This is a genomic window from Hallella faecis (assembly GCF_018789675.1).
GTDB lineage: Bacteria > Bacteroidota > Bacteroidia > Bacteroidales > Bacteroidaceae > Prevotella > Prevotella faecis.
In genome coordinates this window covers 19,137-41,402 of sequence record NZ_JAHKBE010000016.1, presented here as the reverse complement: position 1 = coordinate 41,402, position 22,266 = coordinate 19,137, and the positions used below count along the sequence as shown (strand labels likewise).

At 52.5% G+C, this 22,266-nt stretch carries 16 protein-coding genes and 1 tRNA gene; 8 read left to right on the top strand and 9 right to left on the bottom strand.

Annotated features, from left to right (window positions below; all coding sequences use genetic code 11):
- The first annotated feature begins 8 nt into the window (after positions 1–8).
- Positions 9–2,216: a S9 family peptidase gene (locus KM934_RS05595; protein ID WP_215759643.1), complete on the top strand. Its 2,208-nt coding sequence runs from the start codon at positions 9–11 to the stop codon at positions 2,214–2,216.
- A gap of 256 nt (positions 2,217–2,472) precedes the next feature.
- Here KM934_RS05595 and KM934_RS05590 read toward each other — a convergent pair.
- The 4 genes from KM934_RS05590 to KM934_RS05575 all read right to left on the bottom strand — a co-directional run bounded on the left by KM934_RS05590 (position 2,473) and on the right by KM934_RS05575 (position 7,208).
- Positions 2,473–2,543, bottom strand: a tRNA-Cys gene (locus tag KM934_RS05590).
- Between the two features lie 156 nt (positions 2,544–2,699).
- Entirely contained in the window at positions 2,700–3,950 is a 1,251-nt protein-coding gene (locus tag KM934_RS05585; RefSeq protein WP_215759642.1) for a carboxypeptidase-like regulatory domain-containing protein, read from the bottom strand.
- A 13-nt stretch (positions 3,951–3,963) separates the two neighbouring features.
- On the bottom strand, positions 3,964–6,810 hold the full coding sequence (locus KM934_RS05580; RefSeq protein WP_215759641.1) for a hypothetical protein: 2,847 nt from the start codon (positions 6,808–6,810) through the stop codon (positions 3,964–3,966).
- A gap of 74 nt (positions 6,811–6,884) precedes the next feature.
- The gene (locus KM934_RS05575; RefSeq protein ID WP_215759640.1) at positions 6,885–7,208 is read right to left on the bottom strand and encodes a hypothetical protein; all 324 of its coding nucleotides are present in this window, start codon (positions 7,206–7,208) and stop codon (positions 6,885–6,887) included.
- 338 nt (positions 7,209–7,546) lie between these two features.
- Here KM934_RS05575 and KM934_RS05570 point away from each other — a divergent pair, with 338 nt between their 5' ends.
- Genes KM934_RS05570 through pdxT form a run of 3 tightly spaced genes read left to right on the top strand, consistent with a single transcriptional unit; the run spans position 7,547 to position 9,990 of the window.
- Complete coding sequence (locus KM934_RS05570) at positions 7,547–8,512, top strand: bifunctional hydroxymethylpyrimidine kinase/phosphomethylpyrimidine kinase (RefSeq protein WP_215759639.1); 966 nt, start codon at positions 7,547–7,549, stop codon at positions 8,510–8,512.
- 31 nt (positions 8,513–8,543) lie between these two features.
- Positions 8,544–9,416 carry a pyridoxal 5'-phosphate synthase lyase subunit PdxS gene (gene pdxS / locus KM934_RS05565; RefSeq protein WP_215759638.1) on the top strand — a complete coding sequence of 291 codons (873 nt, stop codon included), beginning with the start codon at positions 8,544–8,546 and terminating at the stop codon, positions 9,414–9,416.
- 4 nt (positions 9,417–9,420) lie between these two features.
- Entirely contained in the window at positions 9,421–9,990 is a 570-nt protein-coding gene (pdxT, locus tag KM934_RS05560) for a pyridoxal 5'-phosphate synthase glutaminase subunit PdxT (protein ID WP_215759637.1), read from the top strand.
- A gap of 95 nt (positions 9,991–10,085) precedes the next feature.
- On the opposite strand, the gene hisB is transcribed toward pdxT, so the two are convergent.
- From hisB to KM934_RS05545, 3 genes are read right to left on the bottom strand one after another with little or no spacing between them, the layout of a single operon-like run.
- Complete coding sequence (gene hisB / locus KM934_RS05555) at positions 10,086–11,159, bottom strand: bifunctional histidinol-phosphatase/imidazoleglycerol-phosphate dehydratase HisB (protein ID WP_215759636.1); 1,074 nt, start codon at positions 11,157–11,159, stop codon at positions 10,086–10,088.
- Complete coding sequence (locus KM934_RS05550; RefSeq protein ID WP_215759635.1) at positions 11,160–12,056, bottom strand: hypothetical protein; 897 nt, start codon at positions 12,054–12,056, stop codon at positions 11,160–11,162. It abuts the gene before it with no gap.
- Positions 12,057–12,069: 13 nt separating this feature from the next.
- The gene (locus KM934_RS05545; protein WP_215759634.1) at positions 12,070–12,846 is read right to left on the bottom strand and encodes a TrmH family RNA methyltransferase; all 777 of its coding nucleotides are present in this window, start codon (positions 12,844–12,846) and stop codon (positions 12,070–12,072) included.
- A 120-nt stretch (positions 12,847–12,966) separates the two neighbouring features.
- On the opposite strand from KM934_RS05545, the gene KM934_RS05540 reads away from it, so the two are divergent.
- The 4 genes from KM934_RS05540 (at position 12,967) to thrC (ending at position 19,675) form a co-directional block, all read left to right on the top strand.
- Complete coding sequence (locus tag KM934_RS05540) at positions 12,967–14,082, top strand: porin (protein ID WP_215759633.1); 1,116 nt, start codon at positions 12,967–12,969, stop codon at positions 14,080–14,082.
- Between the two features lie 566 nt (positions 14,083–14,648).
- Entirely contained in the window at positions 14,649–17,084 is a 2,436-nt protein-coding gene (gene thrA, locus KM934_RS05535; RefSeq protein ID WP_215759632.1) for a bifunctional aspartate kinase/homoserine dehydrogenase I, read from the top strand.
- Between the two features lie 2 nt (positions 17,085–17,086).
- On the top strand, positions 17,087–18,334 hold the full coding sequence (locus KM934_RS05530) for a cofactor-independent phosphoglycerate mutase (protein WP_215759631.1): 1,248 nt from the start codon (positions 17,087–17,089) through the stop codon (positions 18,332–18,334).
- Positions 18,335–18,346: 12 nt separating this feature from the next.
- Positions 18,347–19,675: a threonine synthase gene (thrC, locus tag KM934_RS05525; protein ID WP_215759630.1), complete on the top strand. Its 1,329-nt coding sequence runs from the start codon at positions 18,347–18,349 to the stop codon at positions 19,673–19,675.
- A gap of 613 nt (positions 19,676–20,288) precedes the next feature.
- Here thrC and KM934_RS05520 read toward each other — a convergent pair.
- The gene (locus tag KM934_RS05520; RefSeq protein WP_215759629.1) at positions 20,289–20,657 is read right to left on the bottom strand and encodes a 2-amino-4-hydroxy-6-hydroxymethyldihydropteridine diphosphokinase; all 369 of its coding nucleotides are present in this window, start codon (positions 20,655–20,657) and stop codon (positions 20,289–20,291) included.
- Between the two features lie 122 nt (positions 20,658–20,779).
- Complete coding sequence (locus tag KM934_RS05515; RefSeq protein ID WP_215759628.1) at positions 20,780–22,036, bottom strand: hypothetical protein; 1,257 nt, start codon at positions 22,034–22,036, stop codon at positions 20,780–20,782.
- Positions 22,037–22,266 lie beyond the last annotated feature (230 nt).

The window sequence follows — 22,266 nt, the reverse complement described above, 5'->3', positions numbered from 1 at the left end:
ATAGTAAAATGAAAAAAATCACATTGATGTGTTTGGCAATCCTCCTGACGGTGTTGGGTGCGAATGCCGCTGACAAGATTGACTTGAAGAGACTGACCCAAGGTGAGTTCTCGGCCCACCGTATTAGTGGAATCGACCCACTCGCTGGAACCGACCAGTATGCGCAGATCTCTCAAGACGGCAGTCAGATCGTGCAGTACTCTTTCAAGACCGGTAAGAAGACGGGTGTGCTCTTCGACGTCAACAATACGCATGGCGAGAAGATCAAAGGTTTCGATGGTTACCAGATGGCCCCCGATGGAAAGCACATGCTCATCCGTACAAACACACAGATGATTTACCGTCGCTCATACAAGGCCGATTTCTATATCTATACTGTCGACTCTCACAAGTTGGAGCGTCTTTCAGCAGGAGGTCCGCAGGAGATGCCCGTATGGTCGCCCGATGGAAACCAAGTGGCTTTCATGCGTGACAACAACATCTTCCTGGTGAAGTTGCTCTACGACAACAGCGAAAGTCAGGTCACTACCGATGGTAAGTTTAACGAGATCATCAATGGCGTTCCCGATTGGGTTTACGAGGAGGAGTTTGCGTTCAACAGCGCGTTGACCTTCAACGCCGATGGTACGATGTTGTGCTGGCTCAAGTTCGACGAGTCGAAGGTGAAGGAGTACTCTTTGCAGTTGTATAAGGGCATGAAACCTGAGAAGAAGGAGTTTGAGTTGTATCCCGGTTATTATAGCTACAAGTACCCGAAGGCTGGCGAGGACAACTCGAAGGTGACGGCTTGGAGCTACGATATCAAGAGCCACAAGACCCAGCAGCTGCAGGTTCCGATGGATGAGGATGGCTACATGCCCCGCATCTTGCCTACCGAGAATCCCGAGAAGATATTGGTTTACACCATGAACCGTCATCAGGACGTGCTCAATCTCTACACGGTCAACCCGCGCAGCACCCTGTCGCAGCTGTTGATTAAGGAGAGCGTGGCCAAGTATGTGAAGGAAGAGGCTATGGAGGCTATCCGCATTGGCAAGGACTATATCCTGATGCCTTCCGACCGCGATGGTTACATGCACCTTTATCTCTACAGCCAGAATGGTAAGTTGCTTCGCAAGATTGGCGACGGCAAGTACGACATCACCAAGGTTTACGGCTACGACGAGAAGACGGGCGACGTGTATTACCAGGCTGCTCCGCTCAATCCTCACGACCGTCAGATCATGGTGACCCGCAAGAATGGCAAGACCGTGCGTCTTACCAATCAGGAGGGATGGAACGAGGCCATTTTCTCGGGCGATTGCAAGTATTTCGTCAACACATGGAGCGACATCAACAATCCTTACGTTTATACCACACGCAACAATCAGGGTAAGGTGATCGCCACCAACCTAGACAACAAGGAGCTGCGGGCCAAGACCCGGCAGTATGGATGGACGAAGAACGAGATGTTCTCTTTCACCACCTCTGAGGGTGTGAAACTCGACGGTTGGATGGTTAAGCCTGCCAATTTCGATCCCAACAAAAAGTATCCTGTTATCATGTTCCAGTATAGCGGCCCCGGCAGCCAGCAGGTTGTAAACTCTTGGAATGCCGGTTCTATGGGGCAGGGTTGCGCTTACGACCAGTATCTCGCTCAACAGGGCTTTATCGTGGTTTGCGTCGATGGCCGTGGCACGGGCGCAAATGGTGCTGAGTTTGAGAAGTGCACCTACCTGCACCTCGGCAACCTGGAGGCTAAGGACCAGGTGGAAACAGCCCTTTACCTTGGCTCACTGCCTTATGTCGATAAGGACAATATCGGTATCTGGGGTTGGTCGTATGGTGGCTATTGCACGCTGATGAGCATGAGCGAGGGCCGTCCCGTCTTCAAGGCAGGTGTGTCTGTTGCTCCTCCGACAAGCTATCGCTATTACGATTCTGTCTACACCGAACGCTACATGCGCACTCCTCAGGAGAATGCCGAGGGTTATGCTGATTGCGCCATCTCGCGTGCCGACAAGCTTCATGGTGCACTGCTTATCTGCCACGGTACCGCCGACGACAACGTGCACCCGCAGAACACCTTCGAGTATGCTGAGGCTCTTGTGCAGGCCGACAAGGATTTCAAGGAGCTTTTCTATGCAAACCGCAACCATGGCATCTATGGTGGTAATTCAAGAAACCACCTCTTGCGCCAAATCACCACATGGTTTGTGGATCACTTGCAGAAGTAAAACGAAACCATCGCGCTGAATCATAAGAGGCGTCAGTCTTTTCTGAACGACGCAAAGAATGTTGCCGTTGGCAACCGAGGACACGAAAGTCGCGGTTGCCAACGGCTTTTCGTTGTTGTATGGTTATGGCAAGAAGTAACGGTTGGCGTGTCTTCAGGGAACCGGTAGGGGTTGCATGATGTTCGGTATGCTGCGGAGTGGCAATGGATATAAAACAAAAAGAGCACTGCGTTTGCAGTGCTCTTGATAAATGTTGAGGTACCTGGCGGAGTCGAACCGCCTTGAACGGTTTTGCAGACCGTTACCTGACCGTTCGGACAAGGTACCGTACCTGCTTGTTGTAAGCGTGTGCAAAGATAGGCATTATTTTTCTTTCCACCAAACTTTTGACTTGCTTTTTGTTGTTTTATGGCGAAATTGTTCCTTTTTTGTTGTCAGGGGTGTTGGAGATGGGGTGCGTCGGCCTGAAAAATGCCGCGTGTTTTAGCGGATGAAACTTCCGAAGCAGTTGTTGCGTTCAAACTCCTTGATGATGGCCTCCTCCGTCGACGTGGTCTTCACGATCTTGTAGTGCTTGCGGAAGGTTTCGTCGTTGCCCCGCTCCCGTAGGGCGTAGTAGATGTCTTCCCAACGTGTGGAGACGCCTTCGCCGATGTCGTAGTCGCCAATGTTGAACATTGTGCTCCAATAGACACCCCTATAATCGTCCTTGCCGCGGTCGACGAGCATGCGCGTGCCGATGGAGGCCACTTCGTCGAATCCTCGGTTGTGCGTGTAGGTCATCTGTATCTCAATGTTGCGTTTGCTATATGCGATGCGTTTTGTGTTTCTGAAACGTGTCTTTACCAATTGGTTACGTACCATTCCCCGAAATGAGAGTAGGCGCAGCTTATCCATGTCGATCATCAATCGTCCGGTCAGCGTGGGCGGTAGGAGCGATGCCATTTCATCTTGCGTCATCCGCTCGCCATTGGCCTTCACCCTATCCGATGGCAAATCAAACTGAAGAAGGAGGATGCGTGTGCTGTCCTCCCCTTGCAGGATGGCGTACGACAGGTCGTATAGCTTGTCATAATAATGTTTGATCCACTCGTAGGGCAATGGGGTGTAGAGTTGCCGCCAAATGCCCGACTCTGGTAGCATGGGTGCAATGCAGGAGGTCTTGTAATAATCGCGAAACTTATAGAAGGGCTTCAGCGTGTCGCCACTCTCGATGTTGCCATAGCGCCCCGTGGTGAGCATGAATTCGCGCAGGGCGATGTCCGACCTGGTGCGGAAGAAAGCCTCGATGAGCTCGTTGTAGGTGGTGTCGTTTTGCGTCACCTGACGGAAGAAGTAGTTGGACTGTATGCCCCTGAACTTGTTGTACTCGTCGTTGAGCTTCTTTGTCAACTTCTTGAGCAATCCCTCAATATCGATGGGCGTGACGATCACCTCTTTCAGCAAGCGGGTGTAGGGCTTGAGCGCCACCTTGCGACCCAAGTCGCTGGCCTTGATGTTCTTGCCGTTGTAGCCCACGTAGGTGATGTGCAGCATATCTTCTGGGTGTGCCTTGATGGAGAAGTCGCCTTCTTGGTTGGTGATGGTGGAGTGGGAGGAGCTGATGTAGACGCTCGCCATGGGTAAGGCGTCGCCTGTAGTCGCGTCTACCACGCGGGCCGTATAGGTGTTCTGAGCGCTGATATGCGCCAGGGCACATAGCAACGTCATGATGAGGATAATGACTTTTTTCATAATAACTCCTTTCTTAATGGTAGGCGGGGCCCAAGGAACCCATACCCATGGCGCTAACCTGCACATGGGTCTTTTGGCTGTTGTTATAGAAGGTGGCGTTCGCCTTGCTTGTTGCGCCCACTCTTAGGCAGGGGTTCCAATAGAGTGTGCGTCGGTAATCTGCGTACCGGGGCAACTGCCGATGGCTGTAGTCCGGGTGGTAGTATTCGTCGGGCTCGGCAATGCCTGGTAGGACGAGGCTGCGGTCGCGCATGGTGTAGCGTGTGCCGTCGTTGGGGATCGTCTCAAAGTCCAGGGTGACATCGGCCGTCTGGCTGCTCATCTCCATGTAGCGGTCGCAGTTGCGCAGGTCAAAGTCGGTGTAGAACTTGACGGTTTGTTGGCGGCGCAGAAAGAGGTCCTTGTAGATGCTGTAGTTGCTGCGGTTCATGGGAGCCTCCATCATCTTGGTCCTGCCGGTGTCGAAGCTTCGGTAAAAGAGCATGCCGTCGAGGTGCCCTTCCACGTTGAATGTCCACGTGGTGCCATAGTTGCCGAAGAGAAGCACACTTAGCTGATAGGGCAGGCGTCGGAAGTTGACTTTGCCAAACGAGAGGCCGTAATCAGTGGCGAGGTTGTAGAGTTGCTCCGTATCGTATTGGCAGACGGGCCGTCTCCAGTCGATGGCCTGCTTGCTGCGGCGCCGTCGGCCTGTCACGCTCACCTGGGGTAGGGTGATGCTTGGATCGTTGGTCCACGTCTCCGCATGGCCCGCCTCGTCCGTTTGCTGACTCGTAGCGGGGCGATGGGTCTCATACCAAGAATATTTACGCGCAAAGACGGGGTAGAACATATCGAGTTTGACGTAGTAGTCGGGCCACGCTTCCTCGTCGAAGATGTCCTTCGTGTGGTTGGCGTGCCATTCTTCGGTGCTGATGTCCTGCTTATGGGCACTCAGTAGCAGGCGTCCCTCTCCCCAGAAAGGTGCTATCTGAAAATGAAACCGCCCGCCACCTGTGGTCTGTAGCGTGAAAGGTGTCGATTTTTCCCCCTTGGGCCCTATGAGTGTCATCTCGCCCTCGACGGTCACTTCGTGTTTCAGACCAGGGTGATTGATGCCATAATCTTTTTCCACATCCTGCATTTGCTCCTCGTCAGTGGCGTTGTCGTGCGTGTCTTCAGATGAATCGTTTCCCGGTTTGCTTTCCAGCTCGGCTTGCGATAGCAGCACGCCCCGTTCCTTCTCTGCCAGGTATCCTTGTTCTCCCACGATTTTCGTTGAGGCTAACCAACTCTCCAATGCCGGGAAGTTTGCCGGGTTGGTCATTTCGTCATAAGTGCGACCGAAGATACCGTCACGCCAAAGGGGGAGCTCGGCGGGTTCGATAGGGTCGACGACGGGAGCCTTGTAGACAGTGCCGTCTATCTCGATGTTCTTCTCTGGGCTGTAGCGCAGAGGCTTGCCGTTAGTCAGCGCTTTGAAGTCATAGCGCCGCCAGCCCTGCACCATCAGCAGGTTGTCGAGTCGTGCGCGGTGCAGGCTGTCGTCTCGCTCAAAGTAGTAGTAAGGACGCGCCACAAACCCCTGTAGGTCGCTGGTGAGCAGGAGATCGGTGAGAGGCGTTCCGTCATCATACGACGGCTCCATGCCACGCTGGTCGCGAATGGCCACGCTGAGCGTACTTACGTCTCTCGGTGGCGTCAGCGTTAGGTCTCCCTTTTCGTATGGCTGGTACTGGCTCTTTTTCCCCTCGATGGCGATGTGGCGTTGTTCATAGTCGTGGTGATTGACAAAGAACAGGCGGTCGGCCAATACATTGCCGTTTTCGTCATAAACGACAAGGTCGCACACGCCCGTCGGAAATAGGCTTCTGTCATATCGAATGGTGCCATCGCCCTTGGCATCTAATGACACCTCCTTGAGGGATCGTAACATTCCTCGGGTGAGGAAGGCAACCTTGAGATGCTTTGCTGAGAGCCCTCGGCCTTGCAAGGTCACGTTTCCCTCATCGACATGTAGCGTGAGCCCCTGCTGCAGGATGTCGGGTAGCGCAAAGCGATAATGGGTGCCTTTGTAGTCGAAGGTGGCGCATGGCTTACCATCTTCAGGCACATCATATGTAAAGATGCCGCGCCCCATGAAGTCGGCACGTATATCTTGTCCCTCCATCTTGCCTGTCACGTTCACGGCTTCTCCTTCCTCGTTGAGAGCCTCGAAGGCTATTCGGCATCGTGTGCCAGCGATCAGGTTGCCGCCCTCGGGGTAAAACTTGACGTTAAGGCTCGGCTTCTTGGGCTTCAAGGCCCGTTGCCTGGGGCGTGGCATCATTTGACGGTCGCTGTAGTCACCTGCTTTCTCGGGGCGCTCATACACAGCCACCACACGCGACCAAACCGTGCCGTAGTCGCGGAAGAAGTCCTTGGCCATCTGTCGGTTGTAAAACAGCTCGCGGTCCTTGCGGTTGTAGGGGCGCTCGGTCACGCAGAAGTTCATCATCCATCGGGTGTAGGCCCTAAGCTCATAATAGCCAGAGTGGAGCGTGTCGGCCAGCGCGAAGTCTCCATGGTCGGCATCGGGCCGCCCGATGTATTGCCGATGCCGCTCTACGACATGTCCTTCAGGATCCACCAGTTCCACATAGAGAATGCGGCTATCCGCCGTCGGTCGTAGGTTGCCCGCCTCCACCAAGTATGCCTTATACCAGATGGTGTCGCCCAGGAAGTAGCAGTTGTTGTCCAGGTGCAGATAGGCCTTCTCCTGCACAGGAGCGGTGGACAAGCGTTTCTCAATGTCTGTTCTTTGTGCATAGACGTTGCTTTGCCAGCTACATATGCAGGCAAAGGTTGCTAAAGTTAGTATGAAACTACTTGTAGTCTTCATGGGCAAAAGGATTGAATTCCAACAGATATAGATGAAGCGCCTAAAATGAAAAAACTCAGATCAGACCACAAAAGCTAAGGTAATTGGGCTGTTTCTATAATGTTGTTATTATGAAAGATTTTGATGAACATCCTGTAGTTCTTGTCTTTTACATACTGAAATGTGCCTACTTTTTGCGTAGCTTGAGCCTTCTGGCGGGATTTTTTTAATATCTGTGTTTCCATGTAGTTGCCCTCAAAATCATCTAGACGGAATTGTACAGAATAACCTTCTGGTATATTATTGTCAGATCCTACGTAAACTTCAACAAACACATAACAATCTTGCTTGAAATAAGCTATTAACTTTCTCAAGGCTGCAAAATCTTTGTGCGCTAATATAAGTATAGCCTGTTTCATAGTTTCCTAGTTTTAGATGGTTGTTATAAGCGACACCCATAGAAAAGTTTTCGTATTTCTTTTTGCAAAAAAAGAAAATCTTTTGGGCAATTGCAAGTTTTGAGTGTTAAAACTTATACTTGCTTTTGCATTTTTACGGTAAATTATGTTTTATGGAGTAGGAGCCGGAAGTTGTAGTGTTAAATTCCCACCTTGGTTGCTCTTTACCCTTCAGAGGAGCATTTGTTTCAAGCGCACTCGGTGAATGTCCAAAATGAAGAAATGTTTGTCAAAAAGGGAATAAAATTCGCCTTTTACCCTAATTTTTGTTTTCTTTGCATTCGAAATGAATTCAGTTAATGAGTAATTCGGCAATACTTACCATCACGGGAAGCGACAGCACAGGTGGATCGGGCGTTCAGGCCGACATCACCACGATATCGGCACTCGGCTCCAAGGCCGTGTCGGTCATCACCTCGGTGACCTTGCAAAACACCCTGGGTATCCAGCATTTCTATGATTTGCCGGCTCCCATTGTCAGCGGACAGCTTGACGCCATCGTCGATGATGTGATGCCCGAGACGGTGAAGATAGGAATGGTTAGAAACACGGAGGTACTGAAAGCCATTGTGAGTGCCTTGCGGCGTTACAAGCCCAAGTCGGTGGTGTACGCTCCAGTGCTCTTCTCCAGCCACGGCGACCGACTGATGGGAACGGCGACCATTGAGATGATCCGTCATAAGTTGTTCCCCCTGTGCAAGGTCATCATCATGCGGCGCCGCGAGAGCGACCTGCTGCTGAGCGATTGCATTGCCGATAACGTGTGCTTCCTCGACGATGCGGCCGACCACGGAAGTGTCAACATGTTCGCTTCGGCCCTTGCCGTTTACCTCAACCAGGGCGACAGCGTGAGCGACGCCATCGCCAAGGCGCATGCGTTTGCCACCAATCTCTTCTCGAAGAGTGCCAAACTTACTGGACGGAGTGGGGAACTGTATGCCGAGTTCATCAATTTAGTGAAGAAGGAATCGTCGACCAAGGCCGACGTTTCCCACTATGCCAATGTGCTGAACGTTAGCAGCCGCTATCTCGGTCAGGTGTGCCGACTGGTGGCGGGCAAATCGCCCAAAAGCATTGTCGACGCTTATCTGGTGGAAGATATCAAGGCCCATTTGGCTGCCACGCACGACACCATTCAGCAGACCGCCCTGGCCTTTGGCTTTGCCAACCAGGCCCATCTGTCGAAGTTCTTCAAAAAGCTCACTGGAATGACGCCAACCGAGTACCGTAGCCATTACCATGAGTATGGCCTGGTTAATGAATAATAACATAACTAACTTTTAAAATCATAAACTAATGGAAAACAGACAAGAACTGAACCGCAACTTGGCACAGATGCTGAAAGGCGGCGTGATTATGGATGTGACAACACCCGAGCAGGCAAAAATCGCTGAACAGGCAGGTGCGTGTGCCGTTATGGCACTCGAGCGCATTCCCGCCGACATCCGTGCAGCTGGTGGCGTGTCGCGCATGAGCGACCCCAAGATGATCAAGGGCATCCAGCAGGCAGTGTCTATCCCCGTCATGGCCAAGTGCCGTATCGGCCATTTCGTTGAGGCTCAGGTTTTGGAGGCTATTGAGATCGACTATGTCGACGAGAGCGAGGTTCTGTCTCCGGCCGACAATGTTTATCATATCGACAAGACAAAGTTCAAGGTGCCTTTCGTTTGTGGTGCAAGAAATCTGGGCGAGGCTTTGCGCCGTATCGCTGAGGGTGCATCGATGATTCGTACGAAGGGCGAACCTGGAACAGGCGACGTGGTGCAGGCTGTGCAGCACATGCGCATGATGCAGGGTGAGATTCACCGTCTCACAAGCATGTCGGAGGACGAGTTGTACGAGGCTGCCAAGCAGTTGCAGGCTCCCTATGAGTTGGTGAAGTATGTTCACGACAATGGCAAGTTGCCCGTGGTGAATTTCGCTGCTGGTGGTGTAGCTACACCCGCCGACGCTGCCCTGATGATGCAGTTGGGCGCTGAGGGCGTGTTCGTGGGCTCTGGTATCTTCAAGAGTGGCGATCCCGTGAAGCGTGCTGCCGCTATTGTTCAGGCCGTTACCAACTATAAGGACGCTAAGAAGATTGCCGAGTTGAGCGAGGACCTTGGTCCTGCCATGGTGGGAATCAACGAGCAGGAGATTAAAACGTTGATGGCTGAGAGAGGACAGTAAGAATATGAGAATAGCTGTGCTTGCCCTTCAGGGTGCATTTGTGGAGCATGAAGCGATGCTTCGTCAACTCGGGGTTGATAGTTTTGAGGTTCGCCAACTGTCTGATTGGCAACAGCCGAAGGATGGATTGATCATTCCCGGCGGTGAGTCGACCACGCAGTCGAAGCTCCTTCACGACCTCGGTTTGCTTCAACCCATCCGCGAGGCGATTGTTGGCGGCCTGCCCGTTTTCGGCACTTGCGCTGGCCTTATCTTGTTGGCGAAGAGTGTTGAGGGTGAGAACCGTGAGCGACTGGCAACCATGGATATTTGCGTTAAGCGCAATGCCTATGGCCGACAGCTCGGAAGTTTCTCAACGGAAGCGCCGTTTGCTTCTGTGGGCGACATTCCCATGACCTTCATCCGTGCCCCATATATAGAAAAGGTGGAGGCTTCTGCCGAGGTCTTGGCTGTTGTCGACGGCAACATGGTGGCTGCCCGCCAAGGCAGTCAGCTGGTCACAGCCTTCCATCCGGAGCTCAACGACGACCCCCGGGTCCACGAATATTTCCTTTCGATGATCAAACCCCAATAGGCCATTAGAGTTTAATTCTTATTAGTGTTTTGGCCTAATGGCCCATTGGGGGTAAAAGTGTTGTGGCTGATATCAGCGCAACCTATAGGCATCTATCACAATGTGCCCTTCGTACTGGGGAGCTCAAAGTGATAGATGTCTCTTTTTACGGCCATCTTCAAGCTTCTTGCCAAGGCCTTGAAGATGCCTTCTATCTTATGGTGCTCATTTTGTCCTTCCGCCTTGATGTTTAGGTTCATGAGCGCCGAGTCGCTGAGGCTCTTGAAGAAGTGGAAGAACATCTCGGTGGGCATTTCGCCAATCTTCTCGCGTGTGAAGGTGGCATCCCATACCAGCCAGGGGCGTCCACCGAAGTCGAGGGCCACTTGGCATAGGCAATCGTCCATAGGCAGGCAATAGCCATAGCGCTCAATGCCGCGTTTGTCGCCCAACGCCTTACGCAGGCAGTCGCCCAATGCGATGGCGGTGTCTTCTATGGTGTGGTGCTCGTCCACCCAAAGGTCGCCATGGGTCTTGATGGTCAGGTCCATCATGCCATGCTTGCCTATTTGCTCAAGCATGTGGTCAAAGAAACCAAGGCCCGTCGATATGTCGGTCTTGCCCGACCCGTCGAGGTTTATCTTCACGTGGATTTGCGTCTCTTTGGTGTTTCGCTCCACCTCGGCTATGCGTTCCCCGGCAAACAATATCTCGCTGATCTTGTCCCATGTCATGCCGTTCTTTCCCAGGATCAGCGACTTACATCCCATGTTTTCGGCCAGTTGTGCGTCGCTCTCGCGGTCGCCGATGACCCACGAGTGGGCGATGTCGTAGTCGCTATTGTCTAGGTATTTCTTCAGCATGCCCGTCCCAGGCTTTCTCATGGGCGAGTTGTCCTCAGGAAAATGACGGTCTATCAGTTGGTCGTCGAACGTGATGCCTTCGCTCTCCAATGTTTGGAGAATGAAGTTGTGCACAGGCCAAAAGGTGTCCTCTGGGAACGATGGTGTGCCCAATCCATCCTGATTGCTCACCATGACGAGTTTGAAGTCGAGATGAGCGCTGATGAATGCGAGGTTTCGAAATACTCCTTGTGTGAATTTTAGTTTGTTGAACGAATCGATCTGCTCGTCTTGTGGCTCCTCGATGAGGGTTCCGTCGCGATCGATAAACAGTAATCTTTGTGCCATTTATGGTTGTGTTGTTTGTGTCGTCGCTCTTTTCTTGGCCTCAATGCTACCGTAGACGTAATAGAAAACCATCGTGATCCATATCGTGAGGTAGTTCCACACGAAGACGCATGGCAATGAAATCAAGTAGCCTGCGAAGCCGAAGTAGGGTGGCAAGCTTGAGACATCGCCCATGAGTTTGCCTGCTTCGTTTGTGTAGTTGGCCAAGAACAGGATGAGTTCTGGTGTGGCCACGATGCTCAAGGCCAGCCAATAGATGATGCAAGCCAACAGCAAGCAGATGAACAGGAAGCCCCAGTGGCGCCATCCTTGGCGGTAGGATGAACCCAGGATGCTGCCCGCTTTTTGTTCGGGTTCCATGACGTATTTCATCGTTGAGTAGATCGTGGGTATCAGGATAATGGCCCAAACGAAGTACATGCCTATGATGATGGCGCCCGAGGTCATTAGGGTGCTCTCGGGTATGGGTGCTGTTTTGTTGGCCACTAAGAAGATGGGAATCATGCCCAAGCATATGGTTATCAGGATGAGCACGAAGAATGTGCCAAAGTTAATCAGCGTGGCCCGTAACAGGCGTGGCCAGATGGCTTTGCGGCTCCTGCCGCTAAGCAGGCTGAAAACGCATGAGTAGGCCCAGATGAACCCCACCACACACATGACCGACAGGCCGATGCTCTCAGCGATATACGCCACCGGTGAGGAGGTGGACTCTGCTTCCGATAGGGTTCTTGCGCTTTCGTTCCACATCATTAGGTGTGAAAGGCAGGCGATGGCTGAAAGAACCAACACGGGAAGCCATGTGTTCTTGAAGAGGGTTCTCAGGTTGGAGCAATACAAGTCGTATGCTGCGCGAAAGCAAGCCTTTGTGCTTCTTATTTTATACAAATCCGTTTCCATGAGTTGTAGGTGTTTATGGGTGTGTGGGCATGCGGCGCCTGAACTCGGCGCAGGTGATGGCTGTGGCGATGGCCACGTTGAGACTGTCGGCCGTTTGGCGTCCTTCTGGATAGTTGGGAATGAGCAGTTTGTGGGTGATGAGCTGTCGGATGGCGGGCGATATGCCGTTTCCCTCGTTGCCCATCACAATGACGCCCTTGGCTGAGAGCTCTTGCTCGTAAATGGAGCTACCTTCCAACAAGGTGCCGTAGACGGGGTATCCACTGGGCAGCGAGCCCATCCATTGTGGCAGGTCGATGGTGTGCAACCTCACACGGGCAATGCTTCCCATTGTGGCCTGCACCACCTTGGGGTTCCATGGGTCGGCGGTCTCCGCCGAGCAGAAGATGTTGGTAATGCCAAACCAATCGGCAATGCGGATGATGGTTCCTAAGTTGCCTGGGTCTTGTACGCCGTCGAGCGCCAACACCAGCCCCATGTCGTCCAACGATTCTTGGTCGTTGGCCTTGGGCATGGGGAACACGCCCAACACCTGTTGCGGGTGTTGGAGAAACGAAACCTTACGCAGCTCGTCGTCGGTCACTGTAATGACCTCGGCCGCAGCCGTGGCCGCTTGTGCGTTGCCGCCCTCGTCGAGCCACTGCTGGGTGGCTACGATGAGGCGAGGCTTCATCACTTGCAGCAAGTCGGCTACCACCTTGGGTCCCTCACCGACAAAGAGCCCTTCCTCTTGGCGGTGCTTCTTGTGGCCCAATGCGGCTATGTATTTTATCTTATTCTTACTTATCACATTGCAAATGTACTTATTTTTTTCAAACGCTTTATATTTTTTTGCAAACCTTTTTCTTTCTTCAATAAATTTATTACTTTTGCAATGTTATTTAAACAAGTATTAACTAAAACCTTAGAGATGAGAAAAACGTTAGTGGCAGCATGTATGCTTGCAAGTGTCATGGTGGCCAATGCACAGACCAAATTGCCTTCATGGCTGTCGCAAGTCAAGTTGTCGGGTTATGCGCTTACCCAGTACCAGTATTCCGGACAGGAGAATGCCAAGGCCAACTCGTTCAACTTGCGCATTGTTCGTGCAGTTTTGGATGGTCGCATCGCCGATGATTTTTATTGGAAGATGCAAGTGCAGCTCAATGGCAACACCACTACCAACACCTTGTCGCCCCGTTTGGTCGACCTCTTCGCTGAGTGGCAGAAGTACGACTTCTTCAAAGTGAAGATGGGACAGTTCAAGCGTCCGTTCACGTTTGAGAACCCCATGCACCCCATCGACCAAGGTTTCATGTCATATAGCCAGCCCATCAGCAAGTTGGCGGGTTTCGCCGACCGTAGCGGCATGCACGCTTCCAATGGTCGTGACATCGGTGTTCAGTTGCAGGGCGACTTTCTCAAGGTGAACGGTCGCAACCTGTTGCACTATCAGGTGGGTGTGTTCAACGGCCAAGGCATCAACACCAAGGATGTGGATCAGCAGAAAGACCTCATCGGTGGTGTGTGGGTGATGCCCGTCAAGGGCATGCGCATCGGTGTGTTTGGCAGCGAAGGCTCCTACAGCCGCAAGGGAACATGGACCAATGAACAGGGCATTGAGCAGACTGGCATTCGTCGTTTGCCCCAGCATCGCTATGCCATCTCGGGTGAGTATAAGTTTGACGATTGGACCATTCGCTCAGAGTATGTGCACTCTACAGGCATGGCTTTTGCCAAGACCTATGAGAAGGCCGAGGATTTGAGCAACTGCTCCGTCAATGAGAAGCTCGGCAGCAAGGCCGACGGTGTGTATGCCTTGGTCATCGCTCCTATCATCAAGCAGAAGATGCACGTCAAGGCACGTTACGATTTGTATCGTTCGACAGCCGATTGGAGCCGCGCAAAGACCTTCTATGAGGTTGGCGCCGACTATCTGTTCACTAAGAACATCCAGGTCAATGCTGAGTTTGCCCGTGTCAACGATCGCTCGCTGGCCAAGCACAACTACAACATGGTGGATGTGGAAATGGACTTCCGATTCTAATCATTGGGTTGATTCTTGAATATCAATAGCAGTAATATGGACAATAACAAACACAAACATCATCATGGGCGCCACCATTCGCACCACATGGATGAATCGGAGAAATTCAAGATTCACACATTGAGTGCAAGCAAACGCCGCAAGATCATAGGCAAGGTGTTGTTCGTCTTGCTTAGTATCGTTGCCGTTGCCATTATGCTATTTGTGGCTTGGATTTACACCAACAACTAAATTGTATCGATAAAACATCGATGAGCCCGGTCCTCTTTCTCAAGAGCGCCGGGCTTTTTCGTGGGCTATGATTTCGGTGCGTGCAAGAGGTAGCGTCGACTTTAGGCATCCTCGCCGTCTTGCTTACGCCTGTCTGATGTAGGCATTTTGTGCCGAAATTCAATGGCTGATTGGGGTTGAAACATACGGGTTTGTTACTAAAAGTGTACTTAAACCTACAGATTGTTAACCAAAACGTTGGCAAAAACAATTAATATTGCTACATTTGCAACCAAGTTTTGTCGCAGCCTCGTTTGTTTCGGGGGTGGCAGAATAGTAATTTAACCCAAAGAATAATGAAAGTTCTAAAGTTTGGCGGAACATCTGTAGGTTCCGTGAAGAGCATTTTGAGCCTGAAGCACATCGTGGAAAATGAGGCACGTCGACAGCCGATTGTTGTAGTCGTCAGTGCGCTTGGGGGCATTACCGACAAGCTCCTCTCCACCGCTCAGCAAGCCGTTAGTGGCAACGAAGCCTGGAAGATTTCATTCGAAGAGATGGTTGATCGCCATCATAAGATGATCGACACCATCATTACCAATACCATAGACCGCGAGGATTTATTCAATAAGGTCGACGCTCTTTTCGAACAGTTGCGCTCCATCTATTTCGGTGTGTACCTTATTCGCGACCTGAGTCGCAAGACCCAAGACGCCATTGTGAGCTACGGTGAGCGCCTGAGCTCTAACATCGTGTCGTCGATGGTGCGTGGCTCCATGTGGATGGACTCCCGCGAATTTATCAAGACCGAGTTTGCGCATGGCAAGAACACCCTCGACAGCGTGCTCACCAATAAGTTGGTGCGCGATGCTTTCGCCGAATTGCCACGTGTGACCATCCTGCCAGGATTCATCTCATGCGACAGAGACACGGGTGAGACCACCAATCTCGGTCGTGGCGGATCCGATTATACCGCAGCCCTTGTGGCCGCGGCGCTCAACGCCGAGGTGCTCGAGATATGGACCGATGTAGACGGTTTCATGACGGCCGATCCCAAGGTGATACGCTCCGCCTATACCATCGACGAGCTGAGCTATGTGGAGGCCATGGAGCTTTGCAACTTTGGAGCCAAGGTGATCTATCCGCCTACCATCTATCCCGTTTGCATCAAGAACATCCCCATCCGAGTGAAGAACACGTTCAACCCTGAGGGGCGCGGCACCATCATCAAGGGAAAGGTGGAGAACGACAGCAAGGCCATCCGTGGCATCTCGTCTATCAAGGGCACGACGCTCATCACCGTGTCGGGTCTTTCCATGGTGGGTGTCATCGGTGTGAACCGCCGAATTTTCACCGCCCTTGCCGACCACGGCATCAGCGTGTTCCTTGTGTCGCAGGCGTCGTCGGAGAACAGTACCTCTATTGGTGTGCGCGACGAGGACGCCCACAAAGCCGTCAGCGTGCTCAACAAGGAGTTTGAGGCCGAGATTGAGGATGGCGCCATGTTCCCCATGCACGCTGAGAGCGAGTTGGCCACCATCGCCGTCGTTGGCGAGAATATGAAGCACACGCCCGGCATTGCCGGAAAGTTGTTTGGCACGCTGGGTCGAAGCGGCATCTCGGTTATCGCTTGCGCGCAGGGAGCCTCTGAGACCAATATCTCTTTTGTCATCAACGCCCGCTATTTGCGCAAGTCGCTCAACGTTATCCACGACTCATTCTTCCTCTCTGAATACAACGTTCTCAACCTCTTCATCTGTGGAGTGGGAACGGTGGGCGGCAAGCTCATAGAGCAGATACGTTCACAATATGAGCAGTTGAAGGAGCACAACCGCCTGAAGCTCAACGTGGTGGGCATAGCCAGCAGCAAGAACGCCATCTTCTCGCGCGACGGCATCGACCTTGCCAATTACCGCGAGTTGCTGAAAACGTCGGAGACGAGCACGCCCGAGAAGTTGCGCGACAACATCATTGGCATGAACATTTTCAATTCCGTGTTTGTGGATTGCACAGCCTCGAAAGACATAGCCGCGCTCTACCGCTCGTTCCTGGAGCATAACGTCAGCGTGGTGGCCGCCAACAAGATTGCCGCCAGCTCGCGCTATGAGGACTATGCCTACCTGAAGGACACCGCCATGCGTCGCGGTGTAAAGTTCCTCTTCGAGACTAATGTGGGTGCCGGACTGCCCGTCATAGGCACCATCAACGACCTCCGAAACTCGGGCGACAAGATCCTGAAGATAGAGGCGGTGCTCAGCGGCACGCTCAACTTCATTTTCAACGCCATCTCAGCCGATGTGCCGTTCTCCGAGACGGTGCGCATGGCCAAGGAGAATGGCTATTCGGAGCCCGACCCACGTTTGGACCTGAGCGGCACCGATGTCATACGCAAGTTGGTCATCCTAACTCGCGAGGCAGGCTACCGCGTGGAACAGGCCGATGTGGAAAAGCATCTCTTTGTGCCCGACGATTATTTCCAAGGCACGCTCGACGAGTTTTGGAAGCGTCTGCCCCAGCTCGACGCCGACTTTGAGCGACGCCGACGCTTGTTGGAAGCCGAGGGTAAGCGCTGGCGTTTCGTGGCCACAATGGATGGCGGAAAAACCAGCGTGGAACTGAAAGCCGTGAATAGCACCCATCCGTTCTACAACCTGGAGGGCAGCAACAACATCATCCTGCTCACCACCGAGCGCTACAAGGACTATCCCATGCAGATTCAGGGATATGGAGCCGGAGCAAGCGTTACGGCAGCCGGAGTGTTTGCCAACATCATGTCGATAGCCAACGTATAAGCATGAAACACATCATTATCTTGGGAGACGGCATGGCTGATCACGCCGTGGACCGTCTGGGCGGCAAGACTTTGCTGCAATATGCCGACACTCCTTATATGGACATGCTGGCGCGTAAAGGGCGTACAGGTCGCCTGACCACCATTCCCGAAGGCTATTTGCCAGGGTCGGAGGTGGCCAACAGCACCATCTTGGGCTATGATCAGGATAAGGTTTATGAAGGACGTGGCCCCCTTGAGGCCGCAAGCATCGGCTACGACCTGCACCCCGACGACTTCGCCCTCCGCTGCAACATCATCGAGCTGGAGGACGGGCTCATCAAGAACCACCATGGTGGGCACCTGAAGACCGAAGAGGCAGATGTGCTGCTCCATTACCTCAACGACCATTTAGGCAATGAGCGTGTGCGTTTTGTCACCGGCATACAGTATCGCCACCTGCTTGTTGTGCGTGGAGGCAACAAGCATGTGGTGTGCGCTCCGCCCCACGACCATCCCAATGAGCCTTGGGCCGACCTGATGGTGAAACCCGAGGAGGGATGGGCCGACCGCAAAGACCTCAGCCATGGGGCTGCCGACGGACTGACCGGGCAGCAGACGGCCGACCTGCTCAACGACCTGATACTAAAGAGCCAGCAGTTGCTTGCCGTCCATCCCTTTAACCAGCAACGCGCGGCGAAGGCCAACAGCATCTGGCCGTGGGGTGGGGGCTATCGCCCGTCGATGCAGACCTTGCAGCAATTGTACCCACAGATCCACACCGGATCGTGCATCTCGGCCGTCGACCTCATACGTGGCATTGGCCGCTATGCGGGGCTCGACGTGGTGAAGGTGCCGGGTGCCACAGGCTTGGCCGACACCAACTATGAGGGCAAGGCCTCGGCCGCCCTGAAGGCGTTGGCGCAGCAGGACTTTGTGTTCCTCCATCTGGAGGCCAGCGACGAGGCTGGGCACGATGGCGACTTGCAACTCAAGTTGCGCACCATAGAGTATCTCGACCACCGCATTGTGGAGCCCATATATAATGAGGTGAAGAAATGGGACGAGCCCGTGAGCATCGCCGTGATGCCCGACCATCCCACACCCGTGGAGGTGCGCACCCATGTGAAGGAGCCCGTTCCGTTCCTTGTTTGGCACCGAGGCATTGAGCCCGACGAGGTGCAGGTCTACGACGAGGTGTCGTGCGTGGAAGGTGCCTACGGCTTGCTGCACCTCACTGAGTTTATGAGGAAGTTTATGGAAATAGGATAATTCACGATAACCATGATGTATTACAGTACCAATGGGCGCGCTCCCCAGGCTACATTGCGCGAAGCCGTGGAGCGTGGTCTCGCCCCCGACCGGGGCTTGTATATGCCCGACCACATTCAGCAGTTGCCCGCCAGTTTTTTCGATCGTATCGACCAACTGACCTTTCAGGAGATGTCGTTCGAGGTGGCGCGCGCTTTCTTTGGCGGCGATGTCGACGATGCGTCGCTAAAGCGTATCGTTACCGACACACTCGCCTTCGAGACGCCGTTGCGGCGCGTGGAGGAGGGCATCTATAGCTTGGAGCTCTTCCATGGCCCGACACTTGCCTTCAAGGATGTGGGCGCCCGTTTCATGGCCCGTCTGTTGCAATATTTCATCCATAAGGACTGCGAAGGCCGGCCCATGGCTGGTGGCGAGGTCAATGTGCTGGTGGCCACCAGCGGCGACACGGGATCGGCCGTCGCCAACGGATTCCTTGGGGTGGACGGCATCCATGTTTATGTGCTTTATCCGAAGGGCAAGGTGAGCAGAATACAGGAGAGCCAGTTCACCACGTTGGGCCGCAACATCACCGCTCTTGAGGTGGATGGCGTGTTCGACGATTGCCAGGCATTGGTGAAGAACGCCTTCATGGATGGCGAGCTTAACGCCCACATGACGCTCACCTCGGCCAACTCCATCAATGTGGCGCGCTTCCTGCCGCAGGCGTTCTATTACTTCAACGCCTACGCCCAACTGAAACGCGTGGCGGCTGTGGCCGATCCGTCAAACCTTGTGGTGTGTGTGCCCAGCGGCAACTTTGGTAATATCACCGCAGGCTTGTTTGCCAAGCGTATGGGTCTGCCCGTGAAGCGATTTATGGCGGCCAACAACGCCAACGATATCTTCTACAACTACTTGCAGACGGGCCAATATTGTCCGCAGCCCAGCAAGCAGACATTGGCCAACGCCATGGACGTGGGCGATCCGAGCAATTTCGCCCGCATACTCGACCTGTATGCGAACCAGTGGGCCGACATCAAGGCCGACATCAGTGGTGCCACCTATACCGACGATCGTATTCGCGAGGCCATGTGCCAGTGTTACGAGGCTACGGGCTATGTGCTCGATCCTCATGGAGCCTGCGGTTGGAGGGCCTTGAAGGAACTGTTGCAGCCCAGTGAGGTGGGCGTGTTCTTGGAGACGGCTCATCCTGCCAAGTTCAAGGAGAAAGTCGACGATATCCTCGGAACCGATATAGCCATTCCTGAGCGTCTGCAGGCGTTCATGCGTGGTAAGAAGCAAAGCGTGGAGATGGCAAACGACTTCGATGCGTTCAAGTCGTTCTTGATGAATCAATAACAAGATATGGCCCCTAAAAATCGCTCAGGCTTTTTCGGGGGGGGCATGATACGAATGGCGCTCCTTTCGCCGCCCCTCATTGGGGGTGGCGAAAGGAGTTATGGTTTTATAGGGTAGGGGTCATGGCTTGTTTGTGTAGAAGTGTGAATGTGTGGTTTGTTGAGTTTTTTGTGGAAAAAACGGGTCGGGCTTTTTGTGTAAACCAGAGGGCGATTTTGTGGTTTTTGTGAGATCGGCGCATCGCTTGTAACCCGTGATTTTACAAAAGATGCCTAATCGAGTTGCGAAAGCTGCCTTTTGGAGTCTCAATCGGGCATGTTTCGTAGTGAGGTTAGGCATGTTTGGCAGTGTGGTTAGGCATGTTTTGCAAGCGCAAAACTGAGGGCTTGAAGTGTGACGGGATGACTTTGTGGCTAACTATTTGGCAGTCAGGGAGTTGTGAGAGGTAACAAAATATGCTTGAGAATCGCGTATTTGCAGCCACGATTTCTTTTGCTCAGAAAAACAATGTAGATTTTAATGTAGTTTGTTGAGTGTTTTCCGTGCTTATAAACGATGGGTTGCACCGCCAGGGCAATGGCGTTCTATGAACAGAAAGCTATTGGAAGTGGGGTTACAGTTGGGCCAAGAGATTTTTTACGTAAGGCCGTTCCCAGTCGTCCTCATGGTGGCGCTGCCCATCGGCCAACAGAATGTCGATGTCGATGCGCACAATGCCCTGCTTACGCTCGGTGGGGGTCGAGCCGATGGTGCGTTCCATGTCTTTCAACATCTGGCGCAGGGCGGGATAGCCCAGGTTGGTGTCGGCCTGCGCCAAGCAGTTGAGGTAGAGGGGCGATGGTGTGGCGGTTCCGATGGGCTTCGTCCATAGCGACTGGCTGAACCGAATGTCACCAAGGGTGCGGCGCAACATGTTTTGCGCTGCATCGATATGACGCAACGCATCCCTATTGCTGCCCAAACATAGTAATACTTTCGACATGGTTCGCAAATTTACGAATTTTTATCGTGACGGTCTGTCAATCCTTCCGAAAAAATCCACCTCGCCCCACTTTTCGGTTAGTGGGGCACATGCTTGGGGCTGCTTGTTGCTTGGGTATAGTATCAGTGTTCCGATGCTTGTAGTAGTTGTTTGTCGAGTTGTTCCTTCATGTGTTTCCGAGTCCTTTCATCGGGAATCGGGAAGGTTCGTACCGTATTGTAATACAGCTTCATCTCGTCCCAATCGTTAGAAGGCATTTCGCCTGTGTCGGCCATCAAGTTGAGGCGGCGTTGCATATCAGGCTTACATTCATCGTCGAGAATATTCTTGATACCTATCGAGCCTATGAATTCGTAGAACGGATTGAGGAAAATGTAGCCGTCAGAAAGGTCTTTCCACGATGTTCCGTCGTTGTAATGCCATGCTTTTGTATCGCCGAAAGGTGTCCCCTTCAGGTCGAATCCTACTGGCTTGTTGCCTGTTAACTGGAACGCCGCATCCCATCGTCCGTCGTCGATGAGTCCTGGTCCGCTTGACGCTGCAAAGTCAAATTCGCCAGGGTTGCTCCAAATGTACCAATTGAGGCAAACAATCTTTACGTTTTCTTCTCCGAGGGACTTCTTCGTGCGGTAGCCAGCACATTTGCCATGAGGCAAACGCATGGCATGTGGCTCATTCCAAATGACGAGCGCCTTTTGGTGACCGTTAATAGCTTTCTGCTTCTTGTATTGGCTCAGGAAGTTTTTTGCCATTTCCCTGTCACGAATGATAGTGCGCTGCCCTTTGTGGAAATAGATGTTTTTACGTGCCCATTTCCTGTATTTATTGGGAAAGGTCCACTTGTATTTGTCGGGCGAAGTCCATTGGGTCCAATCGAAGGCGATGTCGGTTAGTCCAAGGGTTATCCTCTTGTCGTGGGGCAACTTTTGGTTGATGTGATAGAGGTTGTCGAGAAATGTGGAGCGATTGGTTTTTTCCCAAAGGAAGCCATAATCTTCATAGCGTAAGTGCTCCCTTAGCGCTTTTTGAAAATCCTCCTCGCTTGCCCAGTCTGTTTTGATTAGTTTGTTGGCAGATTCTGTCTTGTTGGTGCATCCCACCTCTGTATAAACGTAACCGATTCGTTCGGAAAAGCGCTTGTCTGCCAGTAGGCGCGAGATGAAATCGTATTGCGTGATGTCGCGATGATCGCGTTCGCCAAGGATCACCACATCTGCCTTTTCAAACAGTCGGAATATGTATTCTACGGGATCCTCACCATGTTTCTCAAGGCATGCCTTGTATTGCGCAACAGTAGTCTGTGCGTTTGCAGGGAAAATGGCAAACACGAGGAGAATGAACAGCAACACTTTATGTTTGACGGGCCTATCGTGTGACATTGTTGTGGAATTTAGGTTTATTGTTGCAAATATAGTTGATATTCTTGAGCCGTGGTAACAAATTGTAGTTTTTTAACGCTATTTGCCTTTGGGCATGGCTTGCAATAAATGATGCAGAAAGGAGAATAGGAGGAAAAGATTGTATATAAAAGCATTAGGAAGCATAGTTTTTTAGCGTCAGCGTTTGATGATTTAAGAAAAATTGGCTAACTTTGCGGAATATTAATGCA